The sequence below is a fragment of the Bacillus sp. UNCCL81 genome, from assembly GCF_900112535.1.
GTDB lineage: Bacteria > Bacillota > Bacilli > Bacillales > Bacillaceae_G > Gottfriedia > Gottfriedia luciferensis_B.
This window is the reverse complement of record NZ_FOMF01000007.1, coordinates 36180-56443: the sequence shown is the minus strand read 5'-3', so window position 1 is coordinate 56443 and position 20264 is coordinate 36180. Positions and strand designations below refer to the sequence as shown.

General features: G+C 33.2%; 18 protein-coding genes. 11 read left to right on the top strand and 7 right to left on the bottom strand.

Annotated elements, in window-relative coordinates:
* The first annotated feature begins 115 nt into the window (after nucleotides 1-115).
* Nucleotides 116-406 (top strand): hypothetical protein, encoded by a 291-nt coding sequence (locus BM319_RS15930; RefSeq protein ID WP_091023600.1) that lies wholly within the window; start codon nucleotides 116-118, stop codon nucleotides 404-406.
* Nucleotides 407-451: 45 nt separating this feature from the next.
* On the opposite strand, the gene BM319_RS15925 is transcribed toward BM319_RS15930, so the two are convergent.
* Together BM319_RS15925 and BM319_RS15920 are read right to left on the bottom strand one after the other, a co-directional pair.
* On the bottom strand, nucleotides 452-985 hold the full coding sequence (locus tag BM319_RS15925; protein WP_069034609.1) for a GNAT family N-acetyltransferase: 534 nt from the start codon (nucleotides 983-985) through the stop codon (nucleotides 452-454).
* Between the two features lies 1 nt (nucleotide 986).
* On the bottom strand, nucleotides 987-2081 hold the full coding sequence (locus BM319_RS15920) for a M24 family metallopeptidase (RefSeq protein ID WP_091023598.1): 1095 nt from the start codon (nucleotides 2079-2081) through the stop codon (nucleotides 987-989).
* Between the two features lie 189 nt (nucleotides 2082-2270).
* Here BM319_RS15920 and BM319_RS15915 point away from each other — a divergent pair, with 189 nt between their 5' ends.
* Together BM319_RS15915 and BM319_RS15910 are read left to right on the top strand one after the other, a co-directional pair.
* On the top strand, nucleotides 2271-2957 hold the full coding sequence (locus BM319_RS15915; protein WP_069034607.1) for a metal-dependent hydrolase: 687 nt from the start codon (nucleotides 2271-2273) through the stop codon (nucleotides 2955-2957).
* Nucleotides 2958-3087: 130 nt separating this feature from the next.
* On the top strand, nucleotides 3088-4404 hold the full coding sequence (locus tag BM319_RS15910) for a DRTGG domain-containing protein (protein ID WP_069034606.1): 1317 nt from the start codon (nucleotides 3088-3090) through the stop codon (nucleotides 4402-4404).
* 739 nt (nucleotides 4405-5143) lie between these two features.
* Here BM319_RS15910 and BM319_RS15905 read toward each other — a convergent pair.
* Entirely contained in the window at nucleotides 5144-6157 is a 1014-nt protein-coding gene (locus BM319_RS15905) for a hypothetical protein (RefSeq protein ID WP_069034605.1), read from the bottom strand.
* Between the two features lie 32 nt (nucleotides 6158-6189).
* Complete coding sequence (locus BM319_RS15900) at nucleotides 6190-6480, bottom strand: YtpI family protein (protein WP_069034604.1); 291 nt, start codon at nucleotides 6478-6480, stop codon at nucleotides 6190-6192.
* A 93-nt stretch (nucleotides 6481-6573) separates the two neighbouring features.
* Here BM319_RS15900 and BM319_RS15895 point away from each other — a divergent pair, with 93 nt between their 5' ends.
* Entirely contained in the window at nucleotides 6574-7512 is a 939-nt protein-coding gene (locus tag BM319_RS15895; RefSeq protein WP_069034781.1) for a DHH family phosphoesterase, read from the top strand.
* 48 nt (nucleotides 7513-7560) lie between these two features.
* Here BM319_RS15895 and ytrI read toward each other — a convergent pair whose 3' ends face one another.
* Entirely contained in the window at nucleotides 7561-8064 is a 504-nt protein-coding gene (ytrI, locus tag BM319_RS15890; RefSeq protein ID WP_084006968.1) for a sporulation membrane protein YtrI, read from the bottom strand.
* A complete protein-coding gene (ytrH, locus tag BM319_RS15885) occupies nucleotides 8064-8399 on the bottom strand; it encodes a sporulation membrane protein YtrH (protein WP_056472224.1) in 336 nt (111 codons plus the stop codon). The genes ytrI and ytrH overlap by 1 nt, the downstream gene beginning before the upstream one ends.
* A gap of 173 nt (nucleotides 8400-8572) precedes the next feature.
* Between ytrH and dnaE the strand changes: the two genes are divergently transcribed.
* From dnaE to BM319_RS15850, 7 genes are all read left to right on the top strand, one after another.
* A complete protein-coding gene (gene dnaE, locus BM319_RS15880) occupies nucleotides 8573-11917 on the top strand; it encodes a DNA polymerase III subunit alpha (RefSeq protein ID WP_069034603.1) in 3345 nt (1114 codons plus the stop codon).
* Between the two features lie 167 nt (nucleotides 11918-12084).
* Nucleotides 12085-13287 carry an NADP-dependent malic enzyme gene (gene ystJ / locus BM319_RS15875; protein ID WP_175403520.1) on the top strand — a complete coding sequence of 401 codons (1203 nt, stop codon included), beginning with the start codon at nucleotides 12085-12087 and terminating at the stop codon, nucleotides 13285-13287.
* A 370-nt stretch (nucleotides 13288-13657) separates the two neighbouring features.
* Complete coding sequence (accD, locus tag BM319_RS15870) at nucleotides 13658-14458, top strand: acetyl-CoA carboxylase, carboxyltransferase subunit beta (protein WP_069034779.1); 801 nt, start codon at nucleotides 13658-13660, stop codon at nucleotides 14456-14458.
* Nucleotides 14459-14463: 5 nt separating this feature from the next.
* Entirely contained in the window at nucleotides 14464-15414 is a 951-nt protein-coding gene (gene accA, locus BM319_RS15865) for an acetyl-CoA carboxylase carboxyl transferase subunit alpha (RefSeq protein ID WP_069034778.1), read from the top strand.
* A gap of 245 nt (nucleotides 15415-15659) precedes the next feature.
* Nucleotides 15660-16619, top strand: coding sequence for a 6-phosphofructokinase (gene pfkA / locus BM319_RS15860; RefSeq protein ID WP_069034601.1), 960 nt, complete (start codon nucleotides 15660-15662; stop codon nucleotides 16617-16619).
* Between the two features lie 79 nt (nucleotides 16620-16698).
* Complete coding sequence (gene pyk / locus BM319_RS15855) at nucleotides 16699-18453, top strand: pyruvate kinase (RefSeq protein ID WP_069034600.1); 1755 nt, start codon at nucleotides 16699-16701, stop codon at nucleotides 18451-18453.
* A gap of 103 nt (nucleotides 18454-18556) precedes the next feature.
* The gene (locus BM319_RS15850) at nucleotides 18557-18952 is read left to right on the top strand and encodes an FxsA family protein (RefSeq protein WP_069034599.1); all 396 of its coding nucleotides are present in this window, start codon (nucleotides 18557-18559) and stop codon (nucleotides 18950-18952) included.
* Between the two features lie 102 nt (nucleotides 18953-19054).
* Here the strand turns inward: BM319_RS15850 and ytvI are convergent, their stop codons facing one another.
* Nucleotides 19055-20167 carry a sporulation integral membrane protein YtvI gene (ytvI, locus tag BM319_RS15845; protein WP_091023594.1) on the bottom strand — a complete coding sequence of 371 codons (1113 nt, stop codon included), beginning with the start codon at nucleotides 20165-20167 and terminating at the stop codon, nucleotides 19055-19057.
* Nucleotides 20168-20264 lie beyond the last annotated feature (97 nt).

The following is a 20264-nucleotide window of genomic DNA, read 5'->3' as shown; positions in this document are numbered from 1 at the left end:
AATCCCTTTATCGAAGACGGTAAAGGGATTTTATTTTTTTCTCAATTACAATAACATTCACTTTAAATTTATAGTAAAATTATATTATAATTTCCATTTTATGTAAAAAGGAGCGATGGTATTGGAGTTTATTTTAATCCTTATTTTTCTGATTGCGGGTATTTTCGCGTTTAACTGGCTAATGGGTTATCGTAATCAAAATATTATATTAGATTTAGATGAGCGCTATATACATCTAAATGATTATGCGAAGGCTGTGAAGGCTGAATTAGAAAGCCAAGGTAAAACAGTTGATTACAGAGGGAATAGACTTTTCATAATAAATGGTAAACACTATCATCTAATTGAACGAAATGTATCAATGGGTGGTGTTCCTTTACAACATACAATACTTCAAAAGGTTTAAAAATAAACCCCCTTCTCCATCTTTATGAAGAAAGGGGGTTTATTTTTAAACCTGACTTAAATTATATTCTTCTTTCAGCATGCTATATTGATGCATATTTCGATGAGCGCCTTTGAAAAACTCATGCTTGCGCAATATACCATCTAAATGAAAGCCTAATTTTGTAAGAAATTTTTGTGAAACGATATTATAATCGTATACTTCACCATATATTTTTATGAGTTTTAATTCATTAAAAGCATAATTTAGTAGATAGTTTAATGCAAATGAACCAATTCCTTTATTTTGCATTGAATGATCTCCAATTACGATTCCAAAAGCGGCATGATGATTCTCTTGATCAAGATTTCCTAATTCAATTCTTCCTACACAAATACCATTGTTTTCGATTGTGAACAAGTGGAGATTAGGTTTAAGTCCGTCAAAATATTTTTCATAGCCTTGTACCATTTCATCTAAAGAACGTGGTTTTTCTATTCCTACAAGCTTACCAATCTCATCATCACATTCCCATTTATGCATAATAGGGATATCTGAGGGAAGTACTTGTCGAATATTTATTAATCCGCCTTGATTCATATTATAGGATGATTAACTCTTTAGGGAACTTCGTTAATGTCATTGCACCTGTTTCTGTTATAACGATATCATCTTCAATACGAACTCCACCAACATTTGGTACATAGATTCCTGGCTCGATTGTATATGACATACCAGTTTTAATAATACCAGTATTTGAATCATTTACTGACGGGTAATCATGGATTCCAATACCTAAACCGTGACCAATACGGTGAACGAAGTATTCGCCATATCCTGCATCAGTGATAATTTGACGAGCAGCACGATCAACATTTCCTAATACCTCGCCCGGTTTACTTACTTCGATTGCAGCAAGTTGACCTTTTAAAACGGTTTCATAAATTTCTTGTTGTTGCTCATTTGGTTGACCAAACATTACTGTACGAGTAATATCTGAGCAATATCCATCAACGATAAAACCTAAGTCCATAAGTACGAAATCACCTTTTTTAATTGGGTTTGTACCTGGATTTCCATGTGGTAACGCTGAGTTTGCACCAGTTAAAATTAAAGTGCTAAATGAAGTTTTAGAAATACCTTTTTTCTTCATTTCGTATTCCATTTCAGCAATTAAATCCATTTCTGTTTTGCCTTCAGCAATACGATCAACAATAATTTGGCAAGCCATGTCAGCAGCTTCAGCAGCAACTTGCATACGACGAATTTCTTCACTATCTTTAATTAAACGTAAGTCATGTAATTTTTCCTCAGCTGCTAGGAATTGTACGCCAGGGAAAAGTTGTACTAATCTTTCATAGCGGCCAACAAGAAGATGTTCTTTTTCAATCGCCATACGATTTACTGTAATATTACGTTTTGCTAATGTTTCTTGTATCATTGCCCAAGGATCTTGACTATCATTAAAGCCTATTACGTCATATTTCCAACCTGCGTTTTGCACATGTCCAACTTCCATTTGTGGACATACTAGAATTGGCTCATCATTTGGAAATACAAGACAAGCTAAAAGACGTTCATGTGGATTACAATGGAAATTAGTTAAATAAAATACGTTCTCAGTAGATGTAATAAATCCTAGTTGAATATCTTGCTCTTTTAACCAAGTTGATAGATTTTGTATACGGTGTTCCATTTGTAACATCCTTTCTTAAAAAACAAATTACTGCAATAAACAAAAAAGTCTTTACAGTTTATAACACTCTTATTTTATCATTTTTTATCAAATTACGTAAAATAGTTAACTTATTTCTTATTTTTGTAATAGAAAATAATCTGTTAAAATGTGGTAGAGACTAATTTTATAATAAAGGAGCGACTTCATTTGAACATTACATATTTTGGGCACAGTGTTATTTTAGTAGAACACGGTCAAGATTCAATTATTATTGACCCATTTATTAATGGTAATCCACATACTAATGTGAAGGTAGAAAATATTAAAGTGAATTATATTTATGTAACACATGGTCATGGCGATCATTTAGGTGACACAGTTGAACTAGCAAAACGAAATGATGCAACGGTTATTGCTCCTGTGGAATTAGCAACTTGGATTTCGTGGCAAGGTGTCAAAGTTGTCCCTATGCATATCGGGGGAGAAAAAGAGTTTTCATTTGGTAAATTAAAATTAGTAGAAGCAATCCATGGCTCAAGTATTGTTGATGAAGAAAATAAACAAATAATTAATGTAGGACCACCGTCAGGCGTTTTATTAAAAATAGCTGGTAAAACAATTTATCATGCTGGTGATACTGCGTTATACAGAGGGATGAAAACATTAGGTGAGTATGAAAAAATCGATCTAGCATATTTACCAATTGGTAATCATTTTACAATGGGAATCGACGATGCAGTAATTGCTTCTGAATGGATTAATGCACAGCAAGTAATTCCGATGCATTATAATACATTTCCACCAATCCAAGTAGACCCAAATGAGTTCCTTGCAAAATTACCAAAGAATAATGGTTTCATTCATGAGCCAAATACAACAATTTCACTATTGTAGTATAGGTCATTGAAGAAAATATTAGTACAGTTTTAAAAGCACGTTGAAACGTGCTTTTTTTCATGGTATGAATTGTTATATAATAGTTAATAAAAATATTAATACAACCATTGAAAGCTTGGTGAGGTAATTGACTACAAAGCACGATCAAATACTAGAACATATTGAACAACTACCGGTCGGTCATAAAATATCAGTAAGACAAATTGCAAAAGATTTAAGTGTAAGTGAAGGTACTGCATATAGAGCAATTAAAGATGCGGAAAACAAAGGGTTTGTTAGTACCATCGAACGTGTAGGTACGATTCGAATTGAAACGAAAAGAAAAGAAAATATTGAAAAATTAACTTTTGCCGAAGTTGTTAATATTGTTGATGGACAAGTTTTGGGTGGTAAAGAAGGATTACATAAAACACTTAATAAGTTTGTTATTGGTGCAATGCAGCTTGATGCGATGATGAGATATATTAGTGCAAATAATTTATTAATCGTCGGTAACCGAGTGAAAGCACATGAATTAGCATTAAAAGAAGGATCAGCGGTTTTAGTAACAGGTGGATTTGATACAGATGAAAGTGTAAAACGTCTTGCGGATGAAATGAAAATGCCGATTATTTCTTCTAGTTATGATACGTTTACTGTTGCCACGTTAATTAATAGAGCAATTTATGATCAGTTAATTAAGAAAGATATAGTACTAGTTGAAGATATACTCATCCCAACTGAAAAAACAGCTACACTATCTCCATTTGATGAAGTTGAAAAGTGGTATGAATATAATAGAGACACAGGTCATGGAAGATATCCAGTAATTGATGATCGAGGTAAGCTAATAGGAATTGTAACTTCAAAGGATATTATACATGAACAACGTACGCAAAGAATTGATAAAGTGATGACTAGACAACCAATAAGTGTAAATGAAAAAATGTCGGTTGCAGCAGCTGCTAGAATGATGGTTTGGGAAGGAATAGAGTTGCTACCAGTTGTAAATACATCGAATAACTTAATTGGTATTATAAGTCGTCAAGATGTACTTGAAGCATTACAGCAATTGCAACGACAACCTCAAGTGGGCGAAACAATTGATGATATCGTTACTAGTCAATTCCATAATAATAAAGAGCAAAAAAATGATGACTTTACGGTTAGATGTAATGTAACTCCTCAAATGACAAATGTAATTGGTACTCTTTCACATGGTGTATTTACAACGATTGTAACCGAGGCAGGTAAACGAGCAGTTCGTGATATGAAAAAAGGGGACTTAATCGTAGAAAATATTACAATTTACTTCGTACAACCAGTTCAAATTGACGATGTAATTGAAATTAAACCAAAAGTTTTAGAATTAGGTCGTAAGTTTGGAAAAGTTGATGTAGAAGTATTTCAGCAAGGAATATTAGTAGGCAAAGCATTGATGATGATGCAGTTATTAGATCGATGAGATATGAAGCCATCAGATTGCCCGAAAACGCTCACTTTCTTCATTGCTTCGGCTGTCTATGGTGCTCATCTCTCGCTCCTCGAAAGACAAGAGCTTGCAATCAGTCTGAGAATCAAATTTTTTGTACTTTGTCTACACACTGTTGGAATATAAAATGGTCAATAGGGAAAACGGACATTAAATGAGCATTTATTTATGGATGAAATTATCATTTTTTTGGATTGCTATTAATGGTTTTAAATGTTAATAGTTTTGAGTAATTGCATGTTTCCAATAACACTAGTAGTGATTTTTTCAGAAATTAAAAATATTATGAGTTAATTTTTAGAAAAACAAATTCAATTGATTAGTTTAATTTTTCGAGATTAATTGACCGACAAGCTGGTATTTAAGTTACTTTAAGTAAAGGCTATTTGATTATGATTTATAGCAGACTTTTTTCGATGAATAAGTTGATTGGAGCGGAGGGGTGCTCGACTCCTATGGGATAAGTGGGAAGGCTGAGACCCCGGAGGCTTGCCGAGGAGGCTCAGGTCTCGCCCCATGGAAAGCGAGTATCCTGTAGTGGAAATCAACATCACACTACTCCTTTACGAAAATTTGGTAATTTAAATTGAGAAGTTTGTTTTTTAACAGCGAGGAAGCTCTATTAGGGCTTCCATTATTTTTTAATTACGTAAAAAAAAAGCAGGAAACCATTCCCTGCCTTTGAAGTTTATGAAAATATCATCCCGTATATTTATTTCGAAAGTAGTTTAGTAACTCGATTAACAAATTCATTATTTTCGTTTCTAGTATCAAAATCTTTTGCTAAGTCATATACAATTTTCTCTAATTTCTCTAAGTCATAAATAAATTCATCTTCATTTATTTTCAATTTTTTCGCCATAAATAATGCTGCTAGCCAAAACTCGAATTTATATGATAGATTTGAAAGATTATCACATAAATCAACATGTTTATAGAACAATTCAATTGCTCTGTCAGGATCACAAAAAGTTAAAAAGATCATTTGTTCACTTAGTTCAGGAATGTATTTTGTGCGATTGTATGTTACAAAATAAGCTTTTTGTTGAATAATTAATGCTTCATCTATTTTGCTTTCTTCTAATAAAGGAAGCAGTAATTTTGAGTAGGATTTGTGAATCGCTTCGTCACAATCAACTGAGCTATTCATTATTTTATTTTGTAAATTTAACGCTTCTTGAAGATGATCCGTTTTTAGTAAATAAATCATTTCACCATACATTTCACATTTTTCGCAATTACTTAAATGATCCTTTGGAGATTTTTTATATAGTTGAAAGTTTTGTTTTGCGTAATCAATTTGATTTAAATATAAATTCATTATAAATAGAGATTGAAAATAAGGTCTTAAAGAATAGTTAGCAATTACTAAACGATTCTTAAAATCCTCGAAATAATGGTGAATTTCTTCTAACGAGAATCTGAGGGACTGAGGTATTATTTCTAACAACCACTTGTACAACCATAGGATCTGCTCTTGCTCGATACGTTCTTCGTTTTGATCATATAAATCTACACACCACAAAAAGGTATCAATAAATAAATCTATTTCACCAATAGAAAAAGCAGTTTCTGCTAATTCCATATTAACGTAATATAGATATCCCCATTCCTCTTGATTTTCTAATTCTTCTGCAAAAGTAAGTAGTTTTTGAAGTTTAATACTAGAATGTGATAATTCTACTAGTTCATCAAATTTAGATGAAAATAGATCTTCTGTCATCATGTAAGTTTTCTCACTTTCTAGATTACTATAGATTAAATAGTTTGTTTATTTTCAATTGCTTTATAATGCTTATTTTGTAAGTATCCACGATATAGATTTGCCGCACCAAATAGAATGAAAAGAATACCGACACAAATTGTGATTAATTCAAGCTTTGCTACCATTTGATTTATACCGTAAAGCAATAAGAATAATCCAAAAGTTAATCTGGCACGTGACCCGGCAATTTTTTTTGTTAATAGTTCGCTTGTAAAGAAAAATTTGGTAACGTAAAATAAGAAGAATAGAAAAGATATAATTACGATTGTTGCAATGCTATTCACTTAGCTTCCACCTTTCAATGACTAATACATAATTCTATTTTACAGTCATAGAAACTATATTTCAAAAGTTTTCATATAAAGGAGAGTTTAATGTTGAAGGAACAAATTTTAAAAGATATACATTCGTTTGATACGATAATCATTCATCGTCATGTTCGCCCAGATCCAGATGCAATCGGTTCACAGTGTGGTTTAGCAGAGATGATTAAAGCAAGTTATCCCGCTAAAAAAGTATATGTAGTAGGACATTTGCCACAATCTCTAGAGTATTTATATAAAATGGATGAAATTGCAGATGAAGTATATGAGGATGCTCTTGTCATTGTTTGTGACACTGCCAATACTGAACGAGTAGATGACGCAAGATATTCATCTGGAAAGAAACTGATTAAAATTGACCATCATCCGAATGTAGATCCATACGGTGACATTATGCATGTAGATACTACTGCCAGTTCAACAAGTGAGTTAATTTTTGAACTGGCAGAGAGTAGTAATGAACAATTAGTCGTAACTGACAAAGCTGCGAGACTAATTTATGCGGGGATTATTGGAGATACAGGAAGATTCTTATTTCCAAGTACAACAGAAAGAACTTTTCATGCAGCTAGTAATTTGATAAAAAAGGATTTTTCAATTAATGAAATATATGACAATATGTACGAAACATCAATTGAGATGGCACATTTAAATGGATATGTTCTTCAAAATTTTAAACTGACAGAAGAGGGAGTCGGTCATATAAACATGACAAAGGCTCTAATGGATGAATACAATGTTAATTCTGAACAAGCTTCGTTGGCTGTAAGTTCACTTGGACATATAAAAGGAGTAAAAGCTTGGGTTATCTTTTTAGAGGAAGAGGATTTAATTCGAGTACGTCTTCGTTCAAAAGGACCAGTTATAAATGGAGTAGCTGCTATGTTTAACGGGGGTGGACATCCGCTTGCTTCTGGAGCGAAAGTCTTCTCATGGGAAGAAGCAGAAAAAGTAGTGGAAGAATTAAAAAAGGTTTGTAGGGAAGAAAAATAAAGCTTAAAAAAATAAATTTGAGAGGCTAATCGAATGCTAGCCTCTCATTTATTTTGTGCTTTTTATTTTTAATGTGATTTCTAATACGGTATCAAAGTAGATTGTATCTATTTCAAGTTTAAAACGCCGATCATCTTTAATATAAACTTTGTTTTCGATTGCACGTCTTAATAATTCCCGATTTTGTGAAACGCTTTTAATATCTTGAGTAAGTAAATTACTTAGATCATCCTTTACATCAGTAACAAGTTGATTATTAGTAAAGGCATTTATATTGTATTGTTTGTAATTTAAAATTGTCACCTTGATATCTTGAACTGTTAAATTTCGTTTCTTTTCCTTGTTCATTCGCTCCATATTTTCAATAAATATATTTTTATCTCTTAAATATTGTTTATTGAGCATTTTTAATTCAGATATTTGTTTTACTTGCTCTTCTTCAGTCACACCATAAAAATAAATAAAAACGAGCCAACTAATGATAAACCCGAAAAAAATGCCTACAAAAAATTTAGCCCAAGCGTGGGAGAGTTGTTCTGGAGGAGCTTTCATTAAACGTGTTCTCCTGTAAACCATTGGATAATGATTGTACCTGTATGAGTTCCTCCCATGGCGGCTATAATCATGAAAATTTGCTTAATGAATTCAATTGTTTCTCCTTCAAATAATCCTTTTTCAAAACTATAGAATGTATCGAATGTTCCACCAATCGCCCCAACAATTGCCCAAATTCGTAACTTCATTGATAAATCATACATGCTGCTAAGTGGTGGCTGTCCAATGACGTAGTAACCGATTGAACCAATTATCGATCCACCTATTATGATTCCTAGTGAAATAAAATACATTGAAATTAATGCTGGTATAAATGGCAACTTAAGCTCCAATTGTCCTCACTCCCTCCATTAATATATATGGACAAAGTGTTATGTGTATGATGAGTATTAAAGTAAGTTTAAAATAAAAGATATGTTTTAATTTTCACGAACAAAAATAGAATGTAAGTTCGTATTTTGTGATAGAATAGATTATATTGAAAAGATGGTAAGGAGGAATGTAGATGAGTTTTGTTCATTTGCAAGTTCAAAGTTCTTATAGTTTATTGCAAAGCGCATGTAAAATAGATGAATTAATTAATGCTGCTGTTAGAGAAGGACATCCTGCGCTTGCTATTGCAGATGAAAATGTCATGTACGGGGTAATTCCTTTTTATCATGCGTGTAAAAAAGCGGGGATTAAGCCAATTATTGGGGTGAAAATCTCAATTTTAATGGATGAACAGCAGTCTTATCCGATGATTTTTCTAGCAAAAGATCTGACTGGTTATCAAAACCTTTTAAAACTTACAAGTATAATAGGGACAAAATCACCAGAAGGAATTCCTAAAAAGTGGTTATCGGCATATAGTAACGGCGTGATTGCAATTACGCCAGGAATCGAGGGAGAAATTGAAAACTTACTACTGAATGGAGAAATAGAAAGAGCTATTGTTCATTTAAAAGAGTATCAATCAATTTTTGATCAATTTTTTGTCAGTATTCAAGATCACGGTTTACCTGAAGATCGTTTGCTATATCCACTCATTAAACAAGTACAAAAAGAAACAAACATCAGTTTAGTAGTTACAAATGACGTTCGATATATTGAAAAAGAGGATGCACTTATTCAAGATGCATTATTTTCAGTTAAAAATGGTACTAAGTTATCGGACGAATCAAGACCAAGATTACATTCCAACGAATATTATTATAAATCAAAAGCCGAATTATTGAAGCTGTTTTCTGATGAGGAAGAAGCATTTCAAAACACTATCCATATTTCAGATATCTGTAATGTAACGATTCCTTTTCATCAGCCGTTATTGCCTAAGTATCCAGTACCTGATGAATATTCAACAGTGGAATATTTAAAAATGGTTTGTGAAAATGGCATGATTGAGCGGTACGGGGAAATAAATGATGAACTTAAACAAAGATTAGAATTTGAGTTAAATACAATCAATAAGATGGGATTTAATGATTACTTCCTCATTGTTTGGGACTTTATTAAATATGCACTTGAACAAGGGATATTTGTTGGACCAGGACGTGGTTCCGCTGCGGGATCTTTAGTGGCTTACGTATTAAAAATTACGAATGTAGACCCAATACATTATAATTTACTATTTGAACGTTTTTTAAATGAAGAAAGAATTACAATGCCAGATATTGATATTGACTTTCCAGATCATCGACGAGATGAAATGATTGATTATGTCGCTTCAAAATATGGTGATGTGCATGTTGCACAAATTATTACATTCGGAACATTAGGAGCAAAAGCAGCTATTCGAGATATTGCCAGGGTAATGGGGCTTACACCAACTGAAATAGATCGGTATTCAAAGTTAATTCCATCATCATTAGGAATTTCATTAAAAGATGTCTTTGAGCAATCAAAAGCATTTAAAAATCATGTTGAACATTCTGGTATTCATAAACGGATATTTGAGGTAGCTTGCCAAGTTGAAGGATTACCTCGTCATACAAGCATCCATGCAGCAGGTGTAATTATTTCTGAACTTCCCTTAACAAATGTTGTCCCGCTACAAGAGGGGAATCATGGAGTGTTTTTAACACAATATCCTGCAGAAATCCTTGAAGAGCTTGGATTAGTAAAAATGGATTTCCTTGGTCTACGTAACTTAAGTTTATTGGAAGAGGTCTGTCGATTAATTTATGAAGCAAAAGGCGAAGTAATTAATTTGGAAGAAATTCCGTTACAAGATCTAAAAACATTTGAAGTTCTTAGTAAAGGAGATACCTCAGGCGTATTTCAGTTAGAATCATCAGGGATGAGAAGAGTACTACAGCAATTACAGCCTAATCAGTTTGAAGATATAGTGGCTGTAAACGCGTTATATCGTCCGGGTCCAATGGAGCAAATCCCTAGATTTATTCAATATAAGCATGGATTGGAGAATGTTACGTATCCTCATCCAGTTTTAGAAAAAATATTAAAACCAACATATGGTGTAATCATATATCAAGAGCAAATCATGCAAATTGCTTCGACACTTTCAGGATTTACTTTAAGTGAAGCAGACTTACTTCGAAGAGCTGTAAGTAAAAAGAAGAAGGAAGTTTTAGATGAAGAAAGAATTCATTTTGTAGAAGGTGCAATAGCTAAAGGTTATGATGAACAAGTTGCAAATGAAGTATACGATTTAATTGTCCAATTTGCTAATTATGGATTTAATAGGAGTCATGCTGTAGCGTATAGTATGATTGCGTATCAACTAGCATATTTAAAGGCAAATTTTCCTCTAGAATTTTATGCAGCACTTTTATCGAGTTTTATAGGAAGTGAAGAGAAAGTATCGAATTATATTGGGGAAGCAAAATTAAAAGGGATCCCAATCTATCCACCTTCAATAAATAAAAGTCAATACGCATTTGTAGTTGAAGGAAATGGAATTCGATATAGTTTATTAGCTATTAAAAATATAGGAATGGCAACTGTAAGAGAAATTCTACAAAAGCGGCCATATAAAGATTTTTTTGAGGTTTGCATTAAAATTTCACCAAAAGCATTAAACCGAAAAAGTATAGAAAATTTAATTTTTTCGGGATGCTTTGATGAGTTTGAGCTCGACCGTGCAACACTATTAGCAAATATTGATATGATTTTTGATTACGTGGATATAGTAAGACCTGAAAATGAAGATCAATTTGATTTATTTCTTGATGAAGATTTTGTGCCTAAACCAGAAATTATTAAAGTGGAGCCAATGAAAATTTCAATCAAGCTTGAACTTGAAAAACAAGCTTTAGGAACTTATTTATCAGGTCATCCGATTAGTCAATACGAGAAGTTGCTGAATGAAAGTAATGCCGGGACTATTACATCAATTATGATGAAGAAAGATACAGAGCATCTACTGTTTGTCTATATTAAGGACTTAAGGATTACAAAAACAAAAAAACAGCAGCATATGGCTTTTTTACAAGTTGAAGATTTAAGTTCTTCAATTGATGCTGTTGTATTTCCAACTACTTTTGAAAAATACCGTCATAAATTAAAAGAAAAAGAAGTAGTTGTAGTTAAAGCAAAAGTTGATGAACGGGATGAAAGAAAACAATTAATAATAAATGAAGTCCTTACAATCGAAGAAATGGAAGAAATAAACGACCAAAAGAAGTATACTTTATTTATTAAAATAACGGGACATACTAATAAAAATATTTCGTACACAATACAGCAAACGATCTCTAAGTATAAAGGGCATGCGAAAGTTGTGCTTTACTATGAAGAAGATAAAAAAGCTGTTCAATTATCTGAACACTATTATGTGAATCCTTCTGTGAATTGTCTTTCGATGTTAAGAAATATTGTAGGAGATGCAAATGTTGTATTAAAGAAATAGACATTCTTCTCTAAACTATTTATTATTAACATACATGTGATATCATACAAAAAGAAATTTTTACCTTTTAAAGAGAAAATCACTAAGAAATATACAGTTGAAAAGTCAACTCGTCAACATTAGGGAGAGTGAATAGTTTGTCATTATTAAGTGAAGAAGCATTACATATGCATAGAGTACATCAAGGTAAATTAGAAACAGTTTCTAAGGTGCCAGTTACAAATGCTAAAGAACTAAGTTTAGCGTACTCACCAGGTGTTGCCGAGCCGTGTAAAGAAATTTACGAAGAAAAAAGCAGAGTGTATGAATACACAATGAAAGGTAATATGGTTGGTGTAGTTTCGGACGGATCTGCCGTTCTTGGACTAGGTAATATTGGTCCAGAGGCTGCATTACCTGTAATGGAAGGTAAAGCTGCGTTATTTAAAAGCTTTGCTGGTGTTGATGCATTTCCAATCTGCTTAAATACGCAAGATGTAGAGCAAATCATTCAAACAGTAAAATTGTTAGAGCCTACATTTGGTGGAATAAATTTAGAGGATATTGCAGCTCCAAACTGCTTTATAATAGAAGAGCGCTTAAAGCGTGAAACAAATATTCCTATATTCCATGATGATCAACATGGAACGGCGATCGTTACACTTGCAGGTTTAGTAAATGCTTTAAAAATAGTGAATAAAAATATGGCTGATATTAAAGTGGTCCTAAATGGTGCAGGAGCTGCAGGTATTGCTATATTAAAATTATTGTATCGTTTTGGTGTTCGTCAAATTATTATGTGTGATACAAAAGGCTCGATTTACGAAGGGCGTCCAAATGGTATGAATAGCGTAAAAAATGAAGTTGCAAAATACACAAATAAAGATAAAATTCAAGGTAGCCTTAAAGAAGTACTCGAAGGGGCAGACGTATTTATTGGGGTTTCTGTAAAAGGAGCAGTAACTCAAGAAATGGTTCGTTCAATGAATGAAAATCCTATTATTTTTGCAATGGCTAATCCAGATCCAGAAATTATGCCTGAAGATGCAAAAGAAGCAGGCGCTTTAGTAATCGGTACTGGTCGCAGTGATTATCCTAACCAAGTAAATAATGTTCTTGCATTCCCAGGAATTTTCCGTGGAGCATTAGATGTTCGTGCTACACATATTAATGAAGAGATGAAAATTGCTGCAGTAAATGCAATTGCAAGCTTAGTAAGTGAAGCTGATCTATCTCCAGATTTTATTATTCCAGCGCCATTTGATCCTCGAGTGGCTCCAAAAGTAGCTGCTAGTGTAGCAAAAGCTGCAATGGAAACAGGGGTTGCGAGACTGAATGTTGACCCGAAAGAAATCGAAGAAAAAACAAAAAAACTAGCTTTAATTAAATAGTTTTATTACCAGATATCAATATTAATGGGGATAGTATTACAATACTAAAATTAAGTAATGTAGTACTATCCTTTTTTATCTGATATAATACTTAGATGTGGTAAAAAAGCGCAAAGATTGTTGGAAATTAAAGGAATTACATAAAAAATGTATAAATTAATTTTTTTAGATTTTCTACAAATTTCAAGTTGGTTAAATGGTTGAAATGACGAAATTTAGCTGAATTTTATCGACAAATGTTAACAAAAAGTGTATAACATTTATAGTATCCTATTAGTATTTAGTACTAAAAAAGTTAGGAGGAATTAGGTTGCAAATCAAAGACTTATTTTCCAAAAAGAAAAAATATGCATCTATACCTTCAGAAGTAATGAGACAAGATTTACCTGACGGTGTTATGACAAAATGTCCTAAATGTAAAAAAATTAGTATTACAAAAGAATTAATAAAAAACCTAAAAGTTTGTAATAATTGTGGTTATCACCATCAAATGACAGCATTCGAAAGAATCGAAAGCTTAATTGATGAAGATACTTTTGAAGAGTTTGATCAAAATATGGTTTCTGCAAATCCGCTACACTTCCCTGATTACATAGAGAAGCTTGAAGGGGATCGTAAAAAAACTGAGCTTAACGAGGCGATTGTTACAGGAAAAGGAAAAATCGACGGAATTCCTGTTGTAATTGCAGTTATGGATGCAAGATTCCGAATGGGAAGCATGGGATCTGTTGTCGGAGAGAAAATAACTCGTGCAGTTGAGCGAGCTTCATCTGACGGTTCACCATTTATTATTTTTACTGCATCCGGCGGAGCTCGTATGCAGGAAGGTATTTTAAGTTTAATGCAAATGGCAAAAACTAGTGCTGCGCTTAAAAAGCATAGCGAGCTAGGTTATTTAGCAATTTCAATTATGACAAATCCAACTACAGGTGGAGTATCTGCTAGTTTTGCATCTTTAGGCGATTTTAATTTTGCTGAGCCGGGTGCTTTAATTGGTTTTGCTGGTAGACGTATTATTGAGCAAACGATCCGTGAAGAATTACCTGAAGACTTCCAAACTGCTGAATTCCTAATGAATCATGGTCAGCTTGATGCAGTCATTTCACGATTAGAATTACGTTCAAAATTATTTACAATCCTTAACTTACATCAAGGGGGTGTCTTGCAATAGTGGTTATGTTAGAATTCGAAAAACCGATTCATGAACTAAAGACGAAAATAGATGAACTTAAGGTTTATACAAGTCAACATGATGTTGATTTTTCTGAAGAAATCAGACGTTTAGAAGAACGTTTAAAAACCTTAGAAAATGAAATATACGGTAACATGGGAGTTTGGGATCGTGTACAAGTTGCTAGACATCCTGAACGACCAACTACTTTAGATTATGTTAATAGATTATTTACAGATTTCTTTGAGTGTCATGGTGATCGATTATTTGGAGACGATGCTGCAATCGTTTCAGGTATCGCATCTTACCGTGGATTACCGGTTACTATCGTTGGACATCAACGTGGTAAAGATACAAAAGAAAATATTCGACGTAATTTCGGTATGCCACATCCAGAAGGGTACCGAAAAGCACTTCGTTTAATGAAGCAAGCAGAGAAATTTAACAGACCGATTATCGCGTTTATCGATACAAAAGGTGCATATCCTGGTAAGGCAGCTGAAGAGCGTGGACAAAGTGAAGCAATTGCCCGAAATATTTTTGAAATGGCAGGCTTAAAAGTACCTACTATTTGTATTGTAATTGGCGAAGGTGGTAGTGGTGGAGCTTTAGCATTAGGAATTGGTAATAAGTTACTGATGTTAGAAAACTCAACTTACTCTGTAATATCACCAGAAGGTGCAGCAGCATTATTATGGAAAGATTCTTCACAAGCACGTAGAGCAGCTGAAACAATGAAAATAACAGCTCCAGACTTATTAGATTTAGGTGTAGTTGACCAAATTATTCCTGAAGTAAAAGGTGGAGCGCAAAATGATGTTGAACAACAGGCTAAGTATATTGACAAGTACTTATATGAAACATTAAAGTCACTGTTAACTATGGATAAAGAAGAGCTAGTTCAACAACGATATGAAAAACACGCAAAGTTAGGGAAAATTTCTTTTAACCAATAATATTTAGTTTAACTTCTAGAGTGTGTGAAACAATATGTTAGCATGCTCTTTTTGTATTTTTTTTATAAAATTAGTAAAAAATAGCAATATGCATAAAGATGTCGTCATACTTTTTAAAAGTGTTTCATTCATTAAAAAAAGTTTATGAAAAAGTTCACATTATTTCTATTGTTTAAATAGGCATTACATGGTACTTTATAAAAATGAATAAATGCATAAGGTAAAATCATTGAGGTGAATACATAATGAAAAGAATTGGCGTATTAACTAGTGGAGGAGACTCTCCAGGAATGAACGCTGCTGTACGTGCAGTTGTAAGGAAAGCGATTTTCCATGGTCTTGAAGTTTATGGTGTATACCAAGGTTATTCTGGTCTTATTAATGGAAATATTGAGAAGCTAGAGTTAGGTTCTGTAGGTGATATTATTCATCGTGGTGGGACAAAACTACTTAGTGCTCGTTGTCCAGAATTTAAAACATTGGAAGGACAAATGAAAGGGATCGAACAACTTAAAAAGTTCGGAATTGAAGGATTAGTTGTTATTGGTGGAGATGGATCATATCAAGGTGCAAAGAAGCTGACTGAACATGGTTATCCTTGCGTTGGTGTTCCAGGTACAATTGATAATGATATCCCAGGTACAGATTTTACAATTGGATTCGATACAGCATTAAATACTGTTATTGATGCAATTGATAAAATTCGTGATACAGCGACATCACATGAGCGTACATATGTAATTGAAGTTATGGGTCGTAACGCAGGTGATATTGCATTATGGGCAGGGTTAGCTGATGGTGCAGAAACGATTTTAATACCTGAATGTGACTATGATATGGATGATATTATTAGTAAATTAAACCGTGGTAGTGAGCGTGGCAAAAAACATAGTATCATTGTAGTTGCAGAAGGCGTCGGAAGTGCAATTGAGATAGGTAAAGTAATACAAGAGCGAACTCACTTTGATACACGTGTAACAGTTTTAGGACATGTTCAACGTGGTGGTTCACCAAGTGCTGCTGATCGAGTTTTAGCAAGTCGTCTAGGAGCAAGAGCGGTTGAACTACTTATGGAGGGCAAAGGTGGACGTTGTGTTGGAATCCAAAATAATAAGTTAGTTGACCATGACATTATCGAAGCACTATCTAAAAAGCATGAACTTGATCGAGATATGTACCAATTATCTCAAGAACTTTCAATTTAATTAGTTAGATTTAATTGGGCAATCGATTTCATAAATTTCGTAATAGTATAGAGTTTTATATAAATTTGGAGGGTAAAAAATGCGTAAAACAAAAATAGTTTGTACGATTGGTCCTGCTAGTGAATCGGTAGAAAAATTAGTAGAGTTAATTAATGCAGGAATGAACGTAGCACGTTTAAATTTCTCGCATGGTTCTCATGAAGAGCATGCTGCAAGAATTACAAGTATCCGCGAGGCTTCAAAACAAACTGGTAGAACTGTAGCGATTCTTTTAGATACAAAAGGTCCAGAAATTCGTACTTTAGATTTTGAAGGTGGCCAAGCAGAATTAACAACTGGAAATGAAGTTATTATTACTACAGAACCAGTAGTAGGTACAGCAGAAAAATTTGCGGTTTCTTACGAAGGTTTAATTGATGACGTACATGTTGGTTCTAGAATTCTTATCGATGATGGATTAATCGGATTAGAAGTTATCGGTATTGAAGGAAATGATATTCGTACTAAAGTGTTAAACAGCGGTTTAGTAAAAAATAAAAAAGGTGTAAACGTACCAAATGTACGTGTAAATTTACCTGGTATTACAGAAAAAGATATAAGCGATATCCAATTTGGTATTGAACAAAATGTTGATTTTATTGCCGCATCTTTCGTTCGTAAAGCTTCTGATGTATTAGAAATTCGTGAGCTTTTAGGTAAACATGGCGCTGAGTATATTCAAATTATACCGAAAATCGAAAACCAAGAAGGGATCGATAATATCGATGAAATTCTTGAGGTTTCAGATGGTTTAATGGTTGCACGTGGTGATATGGGTGTAGAAATTCCACCAGAAGAGGTACCAATCGTTCAAAAACTATTAATTAAAAAATGTAATAATTTAGGTAAGCCAGTAATTACAGCTACTCAAATGTTAGATTCTATGCAACGTAATCCTCGACCAACACGAGCAGAGGCAAGTGACGTTGCAAATGCCATTCTTGATGGAACTGATGCAATTATGTTATCAGGAGAAACTGCTGCAGGTTCATATCCAGTCGAATCTGTTTCAATGATGAACTCAATTGCGCTTCGAATTGAAAAAAGCTTACAATACGAAGAATTATTTAAAAAGCGTCAAAGAGAAAATAAAGGAACAATTACAGATGCAATTGGTCAATCGGTTGCAGCAACGGCTTTAAACTTAAAAGTAGCTGCAATTATTGCTCCTACTGAGAGTGGACATACTGCGAAAATGATTTCAAAATATCGTCCAAAAGCTCCTATATTAGCTATTACATCTGATATTCGTATTTGTCGCCGCCTAACTTTAGTTTGGGGAGTACAAACTGAATATAGAGAAAGAGCAAACTCAACTGACGAAATGTTACAACATGCTATGGAAGCGGCTCAAGACGCTAAATTTGTTTCAAATGGTGATACTGTCATCATTACTGCTGGATTACCAGTTGGTGAAACAGGTATGACAAATATGATGAAAATCCATGTAGTAGGTGACGTGATCGCTCAAGGTCAAGGTATTGGTCGCAAAACTGCTGCAGGAAAAGTTGTCATCGCAAAAACTGGTGAAGAAGCTGTTTCGAAAGTTACACCAGGAAGTATTCTTGTAACAAATAGTACAGATCGAGACATGATGCCAGCGATTGAAAGAGCAGCGGCTATTATTACTGAAGAAGGTGGATTAACTAGCCATGCTGCAGTAGTAGGTGTTAGCTTAGGTATTCCAGTAATTGTTGGAGTTGAAAATGCAACAAACATCTTAGTAAACGGTCAAGCTGTTACAGTAGATGCTTCAAGAGGAATAGTTAGTACAGGACATAAAAGCATATTTTAAGATATAATAAAGAGAAGGACAAAGTTTCCTTCTCTTTATTTTTTGACGTGCATAAGATTATTAAGAGATATATTTTTAATTCTAAGCAAGAGGTGAAACGATCATGAAAAAACTTGTTGGTTGGCTATTGTTAATCCCATTAATTGATTTAATCTGTTTAACATTACTTGGTAGAGTAATTGGTTCCTTATCAGTATTTCTTTGGCTAATCGGTACGCTTTTGATTGGTATATATATCATGAGAACCGTTTGGGTTACAGTTAAAAATCAAGCCGGAGAACAGATTCGGGCTGGCAAAATGCCGGATTTAATCATGATAGAGGGATTGTCATTTTTCCTAATTGGCCTCCTATTTTTTATTCCAGGACCAATTACCGACTTACTAGCAATCGTTTTGCTAATTAAACCAATTAGAATCAAATTTGTTCAACAACTTATTTATTTTGTCATGAAAAGGCTAAAGGGTAATGTTGTTTGGACAGGTTATATAAAGAAATAAACATTGGAAATACAATTGATTTTTTATCAGAGACAAAAAAACGAGAAAGCGGTTAGCTTTCTCGTTTTATTTTTGCAAAGAAATAATAAATTGATTTTCAGTTTAATTCGAACCTCTAATATAATACCAAAGTTCATGGAAGACTCTTGCTCGATACAAAGTTGATAAAATTACTAAGGTTACTGGACCGGCTATCAATCCTAGTAGACCAAAAAATTTAAAACCAACAAATATCGAGATTAAAGTAGGAAGTGGTTGTAGTCCAATATTTGAAGATAGAACTTTTGGCTCTGCAAGTTGACGTTGGACAATTACAACACCATATAAAATTGCGAGACCAATCGTTAATTTATAATCGCTAGACAGAAATGTATATAAGATCCATGGTATGAAAATTAAGCCAGTTCCTAGGTATGGAAGTAAGTCGATGAAGCCAATTAGAATAGCTATAGTGATTGCAAAAGGAACTCTTAATATTAATAATCCGATTAAGACTAGCACAGTCGTCATAGAAATAAGAGTGATATGTGCTTTAATAAAACCAAATAAAGCTTTTCGTAAATCAATAAAAATTGTTTTGCTGTAATGTTGAATTCGATCTGGTGTATATTTTGCGAATAAATTTTTTATTTTGTACCAATCTTTACTAATAAAGAAAGTTGCTAATAAAGAAACGAATATTAAGGTAGCAGTATTTGGTAATAAAGCGATTACTAACTTAATCCCTACAATAATACCATTTAATGCTTCTTTTCCTAGATTAATTGCAGAATCGCCAATCGATTGTATATTTGTGCGAATCGTATGTTGTTGACCAGCTCCGAGTTGACTATATTTACTCATAATCAAGTCATATAAAGGAATCACCTTATCAGTAACAAGATTTTCAACGAAATAAATTAATCGTTCAAAGCTTTCTGGAACAACTTGAATTAAATAGGTAGAGCCTGAGATGATTTCCGTAATTAGTAATGTAAATAATCCTGCTAGAATAGCTAATAGTAAAATAATTGATAAAAATGCTGCTATTCCTCTAGGTACTCTGGCTTTTTCGTTTAAAAAATTTACTAGTGGATTTAAAAGGTATGCAATGATTAAAGCAATGATGAAAGGGTATGTAAGTTTTGAGATGAATAGTGCCACGTAAAGACCTAGAATAGTACATGCGATAACAAATAAAAACCGAATGATCTGAAAAACTAAAGTTCTATTCAAACTTTTACCTCCTTCCAAAGTGAAATGAGTCCTCTTGTCTTATTTTATCAAGAATTATTTTTTTATAATAGTAAAGTTTGATAGTATTTATTAATAA